The 16,658-nt window shown below is 70.5% G+C and carries 14 protein-coding genes and 1 pseudogene; 8 read left to right on the top strand and 7 right to left on the bottom strand.

Annotated elements, in window-relative coordinates:
* Nucleotides 1-215 precede the first annotated feature (215 nt).
* The 4 genes from ACJQWL_RS09950 (at nt 216) to ACJQWL_RS09935 (ending at nt 4,375) form a co-directional block, all read left to right on the top strand.
* Nucleotides 216-1,076, top strand: a complete 861-nt coding sequence (locus tag ACJQWL_RS09950; protein ID WP_330968287.1) for a DUF3426 domain-containing protein — start codon at nt 216-218, stop codon at nt 1,074-1,076.
* Between the two features lie 130 nt (nt 1,077-1,206).
* The gene (gene fis, locus ACJQWL_RS09945; protein WP_330968286.1) at nt 1,207-1,482 is read left to right on the top strand and encodes a DNA-binding transcriptional regulator Fis; all 276 of its coding nucleotides are present in this window, start codon (nt 1,207-1,209) and stop codon (nt 1,480-1,482) included.
* Nucleotides 1,483-1,685: 203 nt separating this feature from the next.
* Entirely contained in the window at nt 1,686-3,263 is a 1,578-nt protein-coding gene (gene purH / locus ACJQWL_RS09940; RefSeq protein WP_330968285.1) for a bifunctional phosphoribosylaminoimidazolecarboxamide formyltransferase/IMP cyclohydrolase, read from the top strand.
* 2 nt (nt 3,264-3,265) lie between these two features.
* Nucleotides 3,266-4,375 carry a calcium/sodium antiporter gene (locus ACJQWL_RS09935; RefSeq protein ID WP_330968284.1) on the top strand — a complete coding sequence of 370 codons (1,110 nt, stop codon included), beginning with the start codon at nt 3,266-3,268 and terminating at the stop codon, nt 4,373-4,375.
* Here ACJQWL_RS09935 and ACJQWL_RS09930 read toward each other — a convergent pair.
* Complete coding sequence (locus tag ACJQWL_RS09930) at nt 4,320-5,828, bottom strand: alanine/glycine:cation symporter family protein (RefSeq protein ID WP_330968283.1); 1,509 nt, start codon at nt 5,826-5,828, stop codon at nt 4,320-4,322. The two genes, ACJQWL_RS09935 and ACJQWL_RS09930, sit on opposite strands and share 56 nt — an antisense overlap.
* A 173-nt stretch (nt 5,829-6,001) precedes the next feature.
* Between ACJQWL_RS09930 and purD the strand changes: the two genes are divergently transcribed.
* The 3 genes from purD to ACJQWL_RS09915 all read left to right on the top strand — a co-directional run bounded on the left by purD (nt 6,002) and on the right by ACJQWL_RS09915 (nt 9,342).
* Nucleotides 6,002-7,291 (top strand): phosphoribosylamine--glycine ligase, encoded by a 1,290-nt coding sequence (gene purD / locus ACJQWL_RS09925; RefSeq protein ID WP_330968282.1) that lies wholly within the window; start codon nt 6,002-6,004, stop codon nt 7,289-7,291.
* A 66-nt stretch (nt 7,292-7,357) separates the two neighbouring features.
* Nucleotides 7,358-8,275 carry a UDP-2,3-diacylglucosamine diphosphatase gene (locus ACJQWL_RS09920; protein ID WP_330968281.1) on the top strand — a complete coding sequence of 306 codons (918 nt, stop codon included), beginning with the start codon at nt 7,358-7,360 and terminating at the stop codon, nt 8,273-8,275.
* Nucleotides 8,272-9,342: a glycosyltransferase family 4 protein gene (locus ACJQWL_RS09915; RefSeq protein WP_330968280.1), complete on the top strand. Its 1,071-nt coding sequence runs from the start codon at nt 8,272-8,274 to the stop codon at nt 9,340-9,342. The genes ACJQWL_RS09920 and ACJQWL_RS09915 overlap by 4 nt, the downstream gene beginning before the upstream one ends.
* A 70-nt stretch (nt 9,343-9,412) precedes the next feature.
* Here the strand turns inward: ACJQWL_RS09915 and ACJQWL_RS09910 are convergent, their stop codons facing one another.
* Both ACJQWL_RS09910 and ACJQWL_RS09905 read right to left on the bottom strand, forming a co-directional pair.
* On the bottom strand, nt 9,413-9,682 hold the full coding sequence (locus ACJQWL_RS09910) for a hypothetical protein (protein ID WP_330968279.1): 270 nt from the start codon (nt 9,680-9,682) through the stop codon (nt 9,413-9,415).
* A gap of 290 nt (nt 9,683-9,972) precedes the next feature.
* Nucleotides 9,973-11,217: a TraB/GumN family protein gene (locus ACJQWL_RS09905; protein WP_330968278.1), complete on the bottom strand. Its 1,245-nt coding sequence runs from the start codon at nt 11,215-11,217 to the stop codon at nt 9,973-9,975.
* A 262-nt stretch (nt 11,218-11,479) separates the two neighbouring features.
* Between ACJQWL_RS09905 and ACJQWL_RS09900 the strand changes: the two genes are divergently transcribed.
* Nucleotides 11,480-13,417, top strand: coding sequence for an MFS transporter (locus tag ACJQWL_RS09900; protein ID WP_330968277.1), 1,938 nt, complete (start codon nt 11,480-11,482; stop codon nt 13,415-13,417).
* A gap of 10 nt (nt 13,418-13,427) precedes the next feature.
* Here ACJQWL_RS09900 and ampE read toward each other — a convergent pair whose 3' ends face one another.
* From ampE to ACJQWL_RS09880, 4 genes and pseudogenes are all read right to left on the bottom strand, one after another.
* On the bottom strand, nt 13,428-14,339 hold the full coding sequence (gene ampE, locus ACJQWL_RS09895) for a regulatory signaling modulator protein AmpE (RefSeq protein ID WP_330968276.1): 912 nt from the start codon (nt 14,337-14,339) through the stop codon (nt 13,428-13,430).
* A gap of 124 nt (nt 14,340-14,463) precedes the next feature.
* Nucleotides 14,464-15,369 (bottom strand): annotated as a pseudogene (gene nudC / locus ACJQWL_RS09890) (NAD(+) diphosphatase); the annotation flags it as partial.
* 40 nt (nt 15,370-15,409) lie between these two features.
* On the bottom strand, nt 15,410-15,787 hold the full coding sequence (erpA, locus tag ACJQWL_RS09885) for an iron-sulfur cluster insertion protein ErpA (protein WP_330968275.1): 378 nt from the start codon (nt 15,785-15,787) through the stop codon (nt 15,410-15,412).
* 31 nt (nt 15,788-15,818) lie between these two features.
* The gene (locus tag ACJQWL_RS09880; protein ID WP_330968274.1) at nt 15,819-16,634 is read right to left on the bottom strand and encodes a DUF6776 family protein; all 816 of its coding nucleotides are present in this window, start codon (nt 16,632-16,634) and stop codon (nt 15,819-15,821) included.
* Nucleotides 16,635-16,658: the final 24 nt, after the last annotated feature.

The following is a 16,658-nucleotide window of genomic DNA, read 5'->3' as shown; positions in this document are numbered from 1 at the left end:
GCCGGGTGGCACCGCCCTTGTAGGAGCGACGTAAGTCGCGACCGCGTCCATTGGCCGATTCACGGATCGCGACTCACGTCGCTCCTACAGGGACGTTCAACGAGCGCATGCCCGCGGCTTGGTCGCACGCGCCGGCGTCGCGATACGGGACGCGCATCACGACGAACGCGCCGCCGAGTCGCCGGGTGCCCGTTGGCCGCTTACACTCGGCGGCCATGTTCGTGCCCTGCCCCCACTGCGGTTTCCTGGTCTCGCTGATCGCCCGGGGCGATGCGCACGAACAGCGCTGCCCGCGCTGCGAGCAGCGCCTCGAGGATCCGACCGCGTCGCTGGAAGCGGGCGCCGCCGGCCAGGACGGAGGCGGTGCTTCGACGCCCCCGGAGACCGGGGAATCCACTGCCATCGGCAGCGAAGGGGCATCCGAGGCGGAAGCGGGCGATCACGAAGCGCCCGCGGCCGCGGCGGTCGATGCCACACCGCCCGCGGGCGAAGCTCCTGCAACATCCACAGTCGATGCAGCAACCACTCCCTCGCCCGCGCCGCCCCTGCCCCGGGGCCCGCGCAGCCGCGGACCCAGCTTTGCGCGTGTCACCCTCCCCGGCGAAGCCAACACGTTGCGCTGGCCGCTGCGCATCGCCGCCGCGCTGCTGCTGGTGTTGCTGCTGGTGCAACTGCTGCTCGCCCAGCGCGCCGAACTGGGCGCGGACGCGCGTTGGAGGCCGTGGGTGCAGACGGTCTGCGGTGCGCTGGGGTGCGAGGTGCCGGCATGGCACGAACCGGCCGCCTTCCGCATGCTGGATCGCAACGTCCGCCCCAAGCCCGGCACGCCCGGCGTGCTGCAGGTCAGTGCCAGCTTCCGCAACGACGCCCGCTGGGCGCAACCCTGGCCCACCCTGCGCGTGGCGCTGACCGACGTCGATGGCCGCGAAGTGGCCGCCAGTGCGTTTACTCCCGATCAGTACCGCTCCGACGGGGACGATGGCGGCCTGCTCGCACCCGGCCAGAGCGCCGCGGTGCGCCTGGACGTTCGCGAACCCGCCCAACCCATCGTCGCATTCACCTTCGACTTCCGTTGAACGCATCGACTGAATGCGCGCGGCCGTGTCCCGTGCCACCGCCACGCGCTAGACTCCCCGGTCCGTCGCCCCGCCGCACGCACGCGAACCGGCCATTTTCGACGACGGATGCTTCATATGGGGACCGCTCTTGAACGCTGCCGCTACCGACCGCCACGACGCCGCCCGCCCGGGGCCCCGCGTGCCCCTGCGTGACCACGTGGCGACGTCCATCCGCCGCTACCTGGGCGACCTGGACGGTTGCGACACCGAGAACCTCTACGAGATCGCCCTGCGCGAGCTGGAGATCCCGCTGTTCGCCGAAGTGCTGGAACATTGCGACGGCAACCAGAGCCGCGCAGCGACGATGCTGGGCATCCACCGCGCGACGCTGCGCAAGAAGTTGCGCGAGTACGGGCTGGCCTGAGTGCCCGAACCCGCGGGTCGACGCGACGCGACCCGACACGGCACGAGACGTTGAGTGGCAGGGGATGGGGCCCGGCCTCGCACGGGCTTGGGAACGTGCGGATCAGCGGGTGTCCCGGTCTCCGGCGGCGGCGGTGAATCCTCCCGCCGGGCCGGGCCTGGCCGCATCGCTATAATTTCCGGCCCCCCAGCCGGAATCATCGAATGACCGCTTCCCTTCCGACGGTGAAGATCCGTCGCGCCCTGCTGTCGGTATCCGACAAGACCGGTCTGGTGGAACTGGCCCGGGCCCTGGCCGGCCACGGCGTGGCGCTGCTGTCCACCGGCGGCACCGCCAAGGCGCTGCGCGAGGCGGGGTTGGAGGTCACCGACGTCAGCGAGCACACCGGCTTCCCGGAAATGATGGATGGCCGGGTCAAGACGCTGCACCCGGTGGTGCACGGCGGCCTGCTGGGTCGCGCCGATGTCGACGATGCGGTCATGGCCGAGCACGGCATCGCCCCGATCGACCTGCTGGTGCTGAACCTGTACCCGTTCGAGTCGGTCTCGGCCCACCCCGACAGCACGATGGACCAGATCGTCGAGAACATCGACATCGGTGGTCCGGCGATGCTGCGCTCGGCGGCGAAGAACTTCGCGCGCGTGGCCGTGGCCACCGACCCCGTGCAGTACCCGGCGCTGATCGCCGAGCTGGCCAACAACGGCGGCGCGCTGGCCGGAACCACGCGCTTCGCATTGTCGGTGGCGGCATTCGACCGCGTCGCGCAGTACGACGCCTGCATCAGCAACTACCTGTCCTCGATCACCGCCGAGGGCGGGCGCGGCCTGTTCCCGGCGCAGTCCAACAGCAATTTCGTCAAGGTGCTGGACCTGCGCTACGGCGAGAACCCGCACCAGCACGGCGCGTTCTACCGCGACCTGTACCCGGTGCCTGGCACGCTGGCCACGTTCACCCAGCTGCAGGGCAAGGAGCTGAGCTTCAACAACCTGGCCGATGCCGACGCGGCGTGGGAATGCGTGCGCCAGTTCGAGGCGCCCGCCTGCGTCATCGTCAAGCACGCCAACCCGTGCGGCGTGGCGGTGGGCGTGGCCTGCGGCGATGCCTACGAACTGGCCTACGCGACCGACCCGACCTCGGCCTTCGGCGGCATCATCGCCTTCAACACCCGGCTCGACGCGGCCACCGCCAAGGTGATCCTGGACCGCCAGTTCGTGGAGGTGCTGATCGCGCCGGACTTCGAGCCCGGCGCGCTCGACTACGCCACGCGCAAGGCCAACGTCCGCGTGCTGCGGATCCCGCACGGCGAGGGCCGCAACAACTTCGACGTCAAGCGCGTCGGCTCGGGGCTGCTGATGCAGACCAGCGACGTGCGCGAGGTGGGCCGCGACGAACTGAAGGTGGTCAGCCGGCTGGCGCCCACCGACACGCAGATGGACGACCTGCTGTTCGCATGGCGCATCGCCAAGTTCGTGAAGTCCAACGCGATCGTCTATGCCAAGGAACAACGCAGCATCGGTATCGGTGCCGGGCAGATGAGCCGCGTGGTGAGTGCCAAGATCGCCGCGCTCAAGGCCGAGGAGGCCGGGCTGTCGGTCCCGGGTTCGGTGATGGCGTCCGACGCCTTCTTCCCGTTCCGCGACGGCATCGACGCCGCCGCCGCCGCCGGCATCAAGGCGGTCATCCAGCCGGGCGGTTCGATGCGCGACAAGGAAGTGATCGCCGCCGCCGACGAACACGGGCTGGCGATGGTGTTCACCGGCGTGCGCCACTTCCGCCACTGACTATGGAACCGGTCGTCCTGCTGAAACTCGTCGCCGGCCTGGCGCTGCTGCTGGGCGGCGCCGAGCTTCTGGTCAGCGGCGCCTCGCGGCTTGCGTTGCGCTGGGGGCTGTCGCCGCTGGTGATCGGTTTGACGGTGGTGGCCTTCGGCACCAGCGCGCCGGAGCTGGCCATCGGCATCGACGCGGCGGTGCGCGGCGAGTCCGACATCGCGCTGGGCAACGTCGTGGGCAGCAACATCGCCAACGTGTTGCTGATCCTCGGCATCTGCGCGCTGGTATCGCCACTGGTCGTGCGTCGCCAGCTGATCTGGCTGGACGTACCGGTGATGGTGGCGGTCTCGGTCGGCGTGCTGGTGATGTCGCTGGACGGCGCACTCGTCCGTGGCGAAGGCATCGCGCTCATCGTGCTGGGGGCGGCCTACGTGATCGGCCTGCTCTGGTTGGCACGCCGCGGCGACGGCGGCGAGGATGCGGCCGCTGCCGGCGTCGCAGATGCGAATGACCTGGCGGATGTCGCCGCGGGCGCTGCGAACGCCCCGGCCTGGCGCCACGCGTTGCTGCTGCTGGCCGGGCTGGGATTGCTGGTGCTGGGCTCGCGCTGGCTGGTGGGCGGTGCGGTGAGCATCGCGGCCAGCCTGGGCATCAGCGAGCTGGTGATCGGCCTGACCGTGGTCGCCATCGGCACCTCGCTGCCGGAGATCGCCACCAGCGTGCTGGCGGTGATCCGCGGCGAGCGCGACATGGCGGTGGGCAACATCGTCGGCAGCAACGTGTTCAACCTGCTGTTCGTGCTGGGCGCCACCGCCGCGATCGCCCCGGACGGAGTACCGGTGGGCGCGGCGGCGGTGCGCTTCGACCTGCCGGTGATGACCGCCGTGGCCGTGGCCTGCATGCCGATCTTCTTCACCGGCCACTGCATCCAGCGCTGGGAAGGCGGGCTGTTCCTGGGCTACTACCTGGCCTACCTGGCCTACCTGTTGCTGGACGCGGCCGACCACGACGCCCTGCCCGCCTTCAGCGCGACGATGATGGCCTTCGTGGTGCCGTTGACGGTGATCACCCTGGTGGTGGTGACGGCGCGGGCGTGGCGGGCACGCCACCCGGCGGGCTGACCCCGGGCGGCGGGTCGCGCCAGATCGCGTGGTCCACCCCGTCGCCCAGCTCCGGATGGTCGGCTGCGCGGAAAACGGGTGAGCGACCCTCGCGCAGCTGGCCCTCGTAGTCGCGGGTCAGTTTCACCACCACCCCCGAAAGGCCCAGTAACGCCACCAGGTTGAGCGTGGCCATCATCGCCATCGCCGCGTCCGCCGCGTTCCACACCAGCGGCACCTGCGCATGCACGCCCCAGGTGATCACCCCCAGCGCCGCGATGCGCAACGCGAACAGGCCCTTGCGCCCCCCGCCCAGGTACAGCAGCCCGCTCTCGGCATAGGAGTAGTTGCCCAGGATGGTGGTGAAGGCGAAGAAGAACAGCGCGATCGCCACGAAGTAGGTGCCCCAGTCGCCGAAGAACACCGTCATCGCCCGCTGGGTGATCACCACGCCGTCGGTATTGCCGTCGGCCAGCACGCCCGACAGCAGGATCACCAGCGCGGTGGCGGTGCAGATCAGCAGGGTGTCGATGAACACGCCCAGCGACTGCACCAGGCCCTGGCTGGCCGGGTGGTGCGGCACCGGCGTGGCGGCAGCGGCGACGTTGGGCGCGCTGCCCATGCCGGCCTCGTTGGAATACAGCCCGCGCTTGACGCCGTTGAGCATGGCCGCGGCCAGGCCGCCCAGCACGCCCCCCACCGCCGGCTCCAGCCCGAACGCGCTGCGCAGCACCAGCGCCAGCGCCGCCGGCACTTCGGCCAGGTTGCCCAGTACCACCCACAGCGCCAGACCGAGGTAGCCCACCGCCATCACCGGCACCACCCACTCGGCGACCCGGGCGACCGAGCGCAGCCCGCCGAAGATGATCGCCGCGGTCATCAGCACCAGCGCCGTGGCCACCTGCGTATCGGTGAACCCGAAGGCGGTTTCCATCGACAGCGCGATGGCGTTGGCGTGGACGCTGCTGAAGACCAGCCCGTACGAGAACACCAGGCACACCGAGAACGCCACCCCCAGCCACGGCGCCTTCAGTCCGCGCGCCATGTAGTAGCCCGGTCCGCCGCGGTACTGGCCTTTCTCGTCTCGCACCTTGTACAGCTGCGCCAGCGTGCTCTCGGCGTAGGCCGTGGCCATGCCCAGCGCCGCCGTGCACCACATCCAGAACAGCGCGCCCGGGCCGCCCAGCGACAGCGCCAGGGCCACGCCGGCCAGGTTGCCGGTGCCCACGCGCGAGGCCAGCGAGGTGCACAACGCCTGGAATGGCGAGATGCCCGCCGTGTCGCCCGCCGTGCCGCGGCCGATCACGTGCAGCATGTGCGGGAAGCGCCGCACCTGCAGGAACCCCAGCCGCACCGTGAAATACAGGCCCACCGCGATCAGCCCGTACACCAGCACGTAGTTCCACAGCACCAGATTGATCAGTCCGATCACCGGCGCCAGCAGCGCCTCGATCGCGTTCAGCACGGCTTCCATGGCATTCCCCGTCGTAAAACCAATGGCCGCGATGCTAACAGCGGGTCGCGCGTGTCCGACTCCCGTAAAATCCCGCTTCCGTAGGAGCGACCTAAGTCGCGAAGCTTTTCGCCGGCCATCGACTCCCATCGCGACTTACGTCGCTCCTACAAATATCTCCACAAGGACACGCAATGAAGATCCTCGTCATCGGTTCCGGCGGGCGCGAGCACGCGCTGGCCTGGAAGCTCGCCCAGTCCGACCGCGTGACCGAGGTGCTGGTGGCCCCCGGCAATGCCGGTACCGCAACGGAGGCCGGGTGCCGCAACGTCGACGTGCAGGCCACCGACATCGACGCGCTGGTCGAGCTGGTGCGGGGCGAGGACGTCGCGGTAACGGTGGTCGGGCCGGAAGCGCCGCTGGTGGCCGGCGTGGTCGACCGTTTCCGCCGCGAGGGCCTGCGCATCTTCGGGCCGACCGCCGCCGCCGCGCAGCTTGAAGGCAGCAAGGCGTTCGCCAAGGACTTCCTCGCCCGCCATGGCATCCCGACCGCGCACTACGCAGTGCATACCGAGGTCGACGACGCCCTCGCCTACGTGCGCAGCATCGGCGCGCCTATCGTCATCAAGGCTGACGGCCTGGCCGCCGGCAAGGGCGTGATCGTCGCGATGACGCTGGCCGAGGCCGAAGCCGCGATCACCGACATGCTGGCCGGCAATGCGTTCGGCGCGGCCGGCGCGCGTGTGGTGATCGAGGAATTTCTGGACGGCGAGGAGGCCAGCTTCATCTCCATGGTCGACGGGCGCACCGCATTGCCGATGGCCACCAGCCAGGACCACAAGCGGGTGGGCGATGGCGACACCGGCCCCAACACCGGCGGCATGGGGGCCTACTCGCCGGCACCGGTGGTGACGCCCGAGGTGCATGCGCGGGTGATGCGCGAGGTGGTCGAGCCCACCGTGCGCGGCATGGCCGCCGACGGCATCCCGTTCACCGGCTTCCTGTACGCGGGGCTGATGATCGATGAAGCGGGCGCACCGAAGGTGATCGAGTTCAACGTTCGCTTCGGCGACCCGGAAACCCAGCCGGTGATGCTGCGCCTGCGCTCGGACCTGCTCGAACTCGTCGAGGCCGCCATCGACGGCGCGCTGGACTCGGCACGCGCCGACTGGGACGAGCGCTGCGCCCTGGGCGTGGTGATGGCGGCCGAGGGTTACCCGGGCCCGCCCCGCACCGGTGACGTGATCAACGCCATCGACGCGCCGGACGTGGACGGCACCAAGGTGTTCCATGCCGGCACGAAGCTCGAGGGCGAACACGCCGTCACGGCCGGCGGCCGCGTGCTGTGCGTGACCGCGCTGGGCAGGGACGTGGCCGAGGCACAACGGCGCGCGTACGCGGAAGTGTCCGGCATCTCCTGGCGCGGCGAGTTCCACCGCCATGACATCGGCTGGCGGGCGATCGAGCGCGAGCCAAGCACCTAGCACCGCGCGCCTCCTGGCACGGGACCATCATGGTCCTGTCATATCGGGCTGTTCTGCTTGCCCGGCATGAAGGCATCGCCGAGTCCGCTGCTTGCCGCGCTGGCCGCACCGCCGCTCCCTTTCGACGGTGCCGAGGATCCGCCGTCGCTGCGGCACAGGACCATCTGGATCTCCGACATCCACCTGGGCACGCCCGGCTGCAAGGCGGAGTTCCTGCTGGATTTCCTGAAGTGGAACGACTCCGACACCCTCTACCTGGTCGGCGACATCATCGACGGATGGCGGCTGCGCAAGGGCTGGCACTGGCAGCAGGCACATAACGACGTCATCCAGAAACTGCTGCGCAAGGCCCGCAAGGGCACGCGCGTGGTGTACGTGCCGGGCAACCACGACGAGTTCGCGCGCGCCTACGTCGACCATGCGTTTGGCGGGATAGAGGTCGTGCACGAGGCCGTGCACCGCACGGCCGATGGCAGGCGCCTGCTGGTCACCCACGGCGACCTGTTCGATGGCGTGGTGCAGCGGGCCAGGTGGCTGGCGTTGCTGGGGGACCAGCTGTACACGCTGATCCTGGCCGTGAACCACTGGTTCAACCGTGCCCGCGCGCGCCTGGGGTTCGGCTACTGGTCCCTGTCGCACTACCTCAAGCACAAGGCCAAGGGCGCGGTGGCCTTCATCACCGATTTCGAGCTGGCACTGGCCAGGGAGGCGCGCGGTCGCGGTTACGACGGCGTCGTCTGCGGGCATATCCACAAGGCGGAGATTCGCATGGTCGAGGGCATGCTCTATTGCAACGACGGGGATTGGGTCGAAAGCCTGACCGCGCTGGTCGAGGACCACGCAGGGCAGCTGCGCATCGTCGAATGGAACGGCATCCGGCCCTGGCAGCCGGCGCCGGGGCCGCTTGCGGTTGAGACGGTTGAGGCGGTTGAGGCGGTTGAGGCGGTTGAGGCGGTTGGGCCACGGGAGGCGGTGTCGCCATGAGGATCCTGATCGTCACCGATGCCTGGGAGCCGCAGGTCAACGGCGTGGTGCGCACCCTCCGCTCCACGCGGCGCGAGCTTGAGCGCATGGGCCACGAGGTCGGGCTGCTCACGCCAACGGGATTCCGCTCGGTGCCGTGCCCGACCTACCCGGACATCCGGCTGTCCCTGTTGCCGGGACGCCAGGTGCGCCGCCGCATCCGCGAGTTCGCGCCGCAGGCGATCCATATCGCCACCGAGGGGCCGCTCGGGATCGCCGCGCGGGCGTATGCGCTGCGCCATGGGCTGGCCTACACCACCGCGTACCACACGCGCTTTCCCGAGTACGTGCAGGCGCGCACCGGCTTGCCGCTGGCGGTGACCTACCGCTTCCTGCGCTGGTTCCATGGCCGCGCGGAGGCGGTCATGGTGCCGACGCAGGTCGTGCGGCGTGACCTGCTCGCCAATGGTTTCAGCCCGTCCAGGGTTGTTCTGTGGTCCCGCGGCGTGGACCTGGACGTGTTCAAGCCCGGCCCGGAAATGCCCCACGACCTGGAGAAGCCGATCTTCCTGTGCGTCGGCCGCGTCGCAGTGGAGAAGAACATCGAAGCCTTCCTGCGGCTCGACCTGCCCGGCAGCAAGTGGGTCGCCGGCGAAGGCCCGGCGCTCGCCAAGCTGAAGGCCCAGTTCCCCGAGATCCGCTTCACCGGGGTGCTGGGGCAGGCCGAGTTGGCGACGCTGTACAACGCCGCCGATGTCTTCGTGTTCCCCAGCCGCACGGACACCTTCGGGCTGGTGCTGCTGGAGGCGCTGGCGTGCGGCTGCCCGGTCGCCGCCTACCCGGTCACCGGCCCGGTGGACGTGATCGGCGACTCGCCCGCCGGCGCGCTCGACGAGGACCTGCGCACCGCCGCACTGCGCGCACTCACCCTCGATCGCGCGGCGGCACGCAGGCATGCCGAGCGCTTCTCCTGGGAGGCATGCACGAAGCAGTTCCTCTCCTACCTGCACCCCTTCGATCCGGGCTGCGAAGACAAGCCCGGTGGTCCCGTGCCCGTTCCCGTGGCCCGCCGGCCTTCGGCGCGCTGAGGCGGCCCGCCTGCGGGCTCATGCCACGGGCTCATGCCACAGGCTCATGCCACGGGGTCACTCCACGGGCTCACTCCGCGGGCGGGGGCTGCAGTTCCTCCGCGAGGTCATCCAGTTCGGCGATGGCCGCTTCCAGCGCGTCGTAGAACTCGCCCTGGCGGGTCATCAGGTCTTCGATGGTCTTGGACTCGCCCAGCTTCTTGAGCTTTCCCTCGTCGAACTTCAGCCACTGCGCCGTCAGCAGCTCCACGTTGTTCTTGGAGTAGTGGCGCATTTCCTTGAGCTGCGTGGCCAGGTCGTTGACGTGGTCCAGCGGGGTCTTGGGGGTTTCGTCGGCCATGGGGGGCTTCCTCGGGGAGACGGCGCGAGGGTAAGCAGAGTCGTGGGTGGTCGGCGTGATGGATCGGCCCGGGTGACGCCTGCTCGGCAAGGCGATTCGCGCCGCATCGCGCTCACGCGTTCCACGGCGAGGGCGTGGTGCATGCGCCATCGCGCCATGGCCACGCCCCCCGGTTCGACCCCGCCAACGGTGTGGCGAGCGGAACTGCGCGCAGGCGGTGGTCAATCATTTCCCACCGGCGAGCGGCACCGGCCCGCGCGTGGCCGGGCGCTACCCCGCAACGGCGAACGTCAGGGGGCGATGACCTGCCCCGAGCCCTCGCGCGGCGCGGCCCAGTCGGACCCCTGGTAGACGCCGACGTACTGCAGGTAATCGGTGGTGGCCACTGCAGCGTCGGGAACGATGCCCGGGTCCATCGATGAGCGCAGAGCGACGAAGTCCTGGCCGTGCCGGAACGGCGAGCCGTCCGCGCCGACGCGGAATACCGTCAGGTGTCCCGCCGTGGATGCGGCGCGCAGGGTGGCCGAGCCGGCCAGCTTGACCACCGGCCCATCGACGTTGCCGTCGGTGAACCGCACGCGGGCCACGCCCGTGGGCATCGGCACCGGGAACTGGTAGGCACTGTCGAGCCCGTACAACGCGATGCTGCGCACGCTTGCCGCGCCGGGCAGGTCGGAGGCACGCACCATGCCGGCGAACCGGGCCTGGCCATTCACCGGCCCCTGGAAGACATGGGCGATGCCCCACAGCCCGTAGGCGGGCCTGGCCCCCAGCGCCGTGCCGCGCACCAGGTCGGCGTAGTTCTCGAAGATCACCGTCTCGCGATCGGTGCCCGCCGCCTGGCGCTCAAGCGCGGCGAGCAGCCCGGCATGTTCGTCTGCGCCGGGCATCGCCGCCAGGGCGTCGGCCGCCAGGCGCGCGCGGGCGGCGATGCCTGCGGCTTCGTATGCATCCATGTCGAGCGTCGCGCCCCCGGCGTGCAGCCACTGGGCAAGCAACGGCCAGTCCTGGATCGCGTCGATGCCATGGATGCGGATCCGGCGGTCGTCCGCCAGGGTCAGGTTCAAGGCGCGGATCGCGCGGACCTTGTCCTCGTAGTCGGTGCTGGCCCACTGGCTGCCGCCGTTCCACAGGTCGAACACGCGATCGAGCAACGCCTCGTCGCCTTCGAGCAGGTAGCGGTTGAGCCACAGCGCCTGCACCGGATCGACCTCGGCCAGGTAGTCGACCAGGCCGATGCGCGCATTCAGATGGGTGAGCAGCGCCAGGTCGAACACCTGCGGTGCCGCAGCGCCGTGGCTCTCGCCCAGCAGGAACAGCGGGCTGTCGTAGAACGCATCCTCGAACCGGAACTCGAAGCCACCGGCGATGGGACCGTCGGCCACGACGTTGCGGGCCAGGTACGCCACCCGGTCCGGGTCGGCGGTCTCGGCCAGCACCTCGGCGGGCAGGTGCGGTGGCGGGCCCTGGGCAATGACCGGCGCGGCCACGGCCAGCAGCAGCGACGCGGCCAGCGCGTGCATCGAGAGTTTCATGCGACTTCCCCTGTGATCAATGGTGGCGTGCGGTTCGCCGCCGCAGCGGGAAAGTATGACGCCGCGGGCGCGGATCGATCACCCCCACGTCGCTTCGCAATGGCCTGGGCATCCGTCTCTCGCAATGCCGCCAGCGGTATGGTGCTGGCCAACATCGCCGGCGCGTCCGACGATCGATGCTGTCACGCTTCCGCCCACGTGCGTGCCGCTGCCCGATGCAGTTGCGACCTGCTAGGCTCGCCGCGTCTCGGGGAGGGCGCGCATGGCGGACGGCAGATTCGACGATACCCGGCCACCGCCGCGCAGCCAGTTCGGCCTCTTGCGCGAGCGGCGCTTCGCGCCCTACTTCATCGTCCAGCTGCTGGGCGCGTTCAACGACAACGTGTTCCGGCAGGCGATCATCGGCCTGCTGGGGGTGATGGTGCTGGCCGGGACCATGGACGGGTCCACGCGCGGCATCTACACGCAGTTGGCGCCGGCGGTGTTCATCCTGCCGTACTTCCTGTTCTCGGCCACCGCGGGGCAGATCGCCGAGAAGCTGGAGAAGGCGCGGCTGATCCGCATCGTCACGGTGATGGAGATCGCCATCATGTCGGTGGCGGCGGTCGGCTTCTGGTTGCAGGACATGCGCGTGCTGCTGGTCGCGCTGTTCGCGACTGGCCTGCAGAGCGCGCTGTTCGGGCCGGTGAAGTATTCGATCCTGCCATCGGTCCTGCGCCCGGAAGAACTGACCGGCGGCAACGGCCTGGTGGAGATGGGCACGTCGATCTCGATCCTGCTGGGCATGCTGTTCGGCGGGCTGATCTTCGCGATGGCGGGCGAGCACGGCCCGCTGGTGGCGGGCGGCTCGGTGATCGCGCTGGCGGTGGCGGGCAATATCGCCAGCCGCTTCGTGCCGCCGGTGCCCGCGGCCGCACCGGGACTGCAGGTCAACTGGAACCCGCTGACCGAGTCGATCAAGGTCTGGCGCCTGACCCGCAAGCAGCCCGCTGTGCGCAACGCCGTGCTGGGGGTGAGCTGGTTCTGGTTCACCGGTACCGTGCTGACCGGCAACCTGCCGGTGTACGCCGAGACGCACCTGGGCGGCACGGCCACGCTGTACGTGTTCGCGCTGGCGGTGTTCTCGGTCGGCGTGGGCGTGGGCTCGCTGCTGTGCGAGAAGCTGTCGGCGCGCACCGTGGAGATCGGCCTGGTGCCGATGGGCGCGGCCGGCATGAGCGCGTGCATCCTGCACCTGGCCTTCGCCCCGCCGGTGGCGGCCAGCGGACTGGATGTCGCCGGCTTCATGGCGCAGCCGGGCGCGTGGCGGGTGGTGGCGGACCTGGCCGGCATCGGCCTGTTCTCGGGCTTCTTCGTGGTGCCCCTGTTCGCGTTGATCCAGTCGCGCACGCCGACGGCGGAGCTCTCGCGCGTCATCGCCGGCATGAACATCCAGAACGCGGTGTTCATCGTGCTGGCCGCGGTCGGCGGGGTGCTGCTGCAGCAACTGCTGGGCTGGTCGATCCCCACCCTGCTGCTGGCACTGGGCGTGGCCAGCATCCTGGTCGCGCTGTGGATCTTCACCGTGGTGCCCGAGTTTGCGATGCGCTTCCTCAGCTGGCTGCTGGTGCGCGCGCTGTACCGCCTGCGCGTGCGCGGCGTGGAGGCGCACGTGCCCGACGAGGGCGCCGCGCTCATCGTGTGCAACCACGTCAGCTACATGGATGCGCTGATCCTGGCCGCCAGCATCCCGCGGCCGGTGCGCTTCGTCATGTACTACCGGATATTCAACACCCCCGTGATGCGTTGGATCTTCCGTACCGCCCGCGCCATCCCGATCGCCGGCGCCCGCGAGGACCCGGCACTGATGCAGCGCGCGTTCGACGAGATCGACGCGACCCTGGCCGAAGGCGAACTGGTCTGCATCTTCCCGGAGGGCGCGCTGACGAAGGACGGTCGCATCGCCCCGTTCAAGGGCGGGGTCGAACGCATCCTGGCGCGTCGCGCCGTCCCGGTGGTGCCGATGGCCCTGCGCAACATGTGGTCCAGCATGTGGAGCCGCCGCGCCAACCGTGCCTCGGCGATGCTGGACCGGATGCGGGTACCACGCCGGTTCCGCGCACCGGTCGAGGTGGTCGCCGCGCCGCCGGTGGACGGGGCGATGGCGAGCGCGGCGTCGCTGGAGACGCAGGTGCGGGCGCTGCGTGGAGACGCCGCCTGACGCGGCGCGGTCAGCTCACGAAGCCGGCGATCACGAACAGCGCCAGCACTGCCAGCCACACCAGCAGGCTGCGCCAGACCAGGCTCATCGCATCGCGCAGTTCCGGCAGCTCGCCCAGCACGACGACCGCCGGCGGCATGGCCAGCCCCGATTCGTCGGCATAGTCGGCCACTTCCTCGGCCAGCTCGCTGCGCACGCTGGCCCGTGCCACCGCGCCAAGGAAGCCGGTGTCCAGCGACAGCGCCGCGCCGCCGGCGTCACGCCACGCGCCCAGGGCGGTATCGAAGTTGCCGACCAGCGCGGTCGACAGCGCCATCAGCTGGGCGACCGGCCATTCCAGCACCGCCAGCAGGGTGCGCGCACCGGCGGCGGTTTCACCCGGCAACGCGCGCGCGGCGGCGCCCTCCACCGACAACACCGCCAACCGGTAGGCCAGGGCGCCGAACGGGCCGAGCAGCAGGAACCAGAACAGCACCCCGAACCAGCGGCGCAGGGCGTTGCGGAAAACCGCCTCCACCAGTGAGGGGCCCTGCAGCGACGGCGTCGCGCCATCGGGCCACAGCCGGGCCGCGGCCGCCTGGCGCCCCTGGGCATCGTCGGCCGCTGCGATCGCCTCGACATCGACATCCAGATCGCGCGGGCCCCATGCATAGAACAGCACGAGGATCCCGAACAGCAGCCCGACCAGACCGAACAGCGGCCCGTCGAGCGCCAGCTGGAACAGCGCCACCAGCAGCAGTGGCGGTGCCAGCGCCAATGCGATGCCCCAGCGACCGCGCCAGAAACTCCCGTCGCCGAAACGCGCGTCCAGCCCGCCCAGCCAGTCACCGAACCAGCCGTACTGGCGCACCGAGGCCGCCAGCGACGGGGCCAGGTGGCCCAGCACGAGCGCGACGACGGTGGCAATCAGGGTCACGGCCATTACGGATTCCTGTGCGGGGGCGGGCCGTCGGATTCTAGCGCGAGGTTCCGGCTTCGCCGGGACCGTTCGAAGTCGGGCTGCCGCCCTGGTCCAGGCCGGGCACGTCGCGCTCGACCCCCGCCAGCCACTGCTCGATCAGCCAGCGCGCGATCGAGATCGGCGAGGACAGCAGCGGCCCGTCGTCAGCATCGTCGGCGTCATCCCCGCTGCCCGCGGCGTGCTCGCGTGCGGCCGCGGCACGGATCTGCGCGGCGTCGAACCAGCGCGCGTCCTCCAGCTCGATGCCCACCTGCGGTTCCGCCGGCTCGGCTTCAGCCGAGAAGCCCAGCATCAGCGCGCCGGGGAACGGCCACGGCTGCGATGCCAGGTAACGGCAGCGGCGCACGTGCAATCCGGTTTCCTCCAGCACCTCGCGCGCGACGGCCTGCTCCAGCGACTCGCCGGGTTCGACGAAGCCGGCGATCACCGAATAGCGCCGGGCCGGCCAGCTGGACTGGCGACCCAGCAGCAGGCGGGCACCGTCGCTGACGGCCACGATCACCGCCGGGTCGGTGCGCGGGTAGTGGTCCAGGCCACAGGCCTGGCAGCGTCCGAGCCAGCCGGCACGCCGCATGGCGACCTCGCCCCCGCAGGTGCCGCAGAAGCGGTGGCGGCGGCGCCAACCCTGCAGCGCGCGCGCCTGGGCAAAGGCGGCGGCGTCGCGCGCCGGCCAGGTGGCCGCCGCGGTGCGCAGGTCGACGGTGCGGGGCGCGGCCACCGCCGACAGCGCCGCGTCCAACGCGAACCAGCCCCGACCCTCCGCATCAAGGCCCAGCAACACCGCCGCGCCCACGCCGCCAGGCCCCTCGGTGACGTCGCGACCGGTCAATTCCAGCGGCTGGCCGTCGTCATCGCCCAGGGCGCCGTCACCATCGAGCAGCAACACGCGGCCGCGTTCCCAGAGCGCGGCCAGGGCGTCGTCGTCGTCGCGCAGATGGTCGGCACGGTCCAGCGCACTGGCGGGTGCGGCGTCGGGACCACAGCCGGGGATGAAGGCGAACGGGCCGCCTGCTGGCGTCACGGTGCGTGCTTCACGCCGAGAACGACGACCCGCAGCCGCAGGTGGTCTTCGCGTTCGGGTTGCGGATGACGAACTGCGCGCCGTGCAGGCTTTCGCTGTAGTCGACTTCCGCGCCCATCAGGTACTGCAGGCTCAGCGGGTCGACCAGCAGGGTGACCCCGTCGGTGTGCACCGCCAGGTCGTCCTCGCCCTGGGCCTCGTCGAATTCGAAGCCGTACTGGAACCCCGAGCAGCCGCCGCCCTGGATGAACACGCGCAGCTTGAGCGCGTCGTTGCCCTCCTCCTGGATCAGCTGCCGGACCTTGGAGGCGGCCGCGGAGGTGAAGGACAGGGGGGCATCGATCGACTGGTAGTCGGGCGTGAGGGTCGGCAGCGGGGTGGTCTCCATCCGCTCAGGATGGGGGCCAAGGGCCGCCCGTTCAAGCCGCGCCCGCGCCCCGCCCCGGGTTGCCGTCCTGCATGCGGTCGCCTTCCGGCGCAGCCTCCGCCCAGGTGAAGGATTCCTCCTGGGCCGCACCCGTCCGCGGCACCAGCCGCACGGTGACCCTTACCGGCGTGAAGTCGGCCGGCAGGAACACGTCGCCCTCCACCTGCTGGAAGTACTTGAAGGAGTATTCGACACCCGGGGCACCTTCCTGCTGGCGCAGTTCGCTCCAGTCCAGTGTCTGCAGGCGGCCGTTGCGCGTGCCCTCGATCGAGATCGTCACCCGGCCGGTGCTGATGCCGCCGCGGTTGAGGTTCTGGGTCAGCGTGGAGGCGAAGTGCCAGGCGGTGCCGTTCTGCGGCTGCATGCGGATCGCATGGACGGTCAGGCCGCGTCGCTGCGAGGTGGCCCCGACTAGGCGCTCGTAGAACGCGACGTCGGCGCGCAGGCCGGCGATCTCCTCGTCGCGCTCGGCCAGGGTGCCCTGCAGGTCGCGGTTCGCATCCCGGCTGATCTGGTCCGATCGACCCAGCGTGGCGACCTGCTGCTGGGCCTGGTCGAGTTGTTCGCGCAGGCTGCCGCGCTCGCGCTCGCTCGCTGCCAGTCGTGCGTGGACATCCCCCGATCCCGGGACCAGCACCCGCCATGCGCCCCACAGTCCGAACGCCAGCGCCATCAGGAACACCACCACCAGCACCGTGCGGCCGCCGCTGGTGGGCGGGGGGCCTTCGAGGGGATGGGCAGCAGCGGGTGGATCGGTGTGCCCCTCGGCGGGGCCGTCGGCGGGGCCGGGTTCGTCGCGGTCGGTCATCCCATTCGATATAGGAGGCGGCCG

This window comes from Novilysobacter viscosus (genome assembly GCF_046600715.1).
GTDB classification, from domain to species: domain Bacteria; phylum Pseudomonadota; class Gammaproteobacteria; order Xanthomonadales; family Xanthomonadaceae; genus Lysobacter_C; species Lysobacter_C viscosus.
This window is presented reverse-complemented; position numbering and strand designations above follow the sequence as displayed.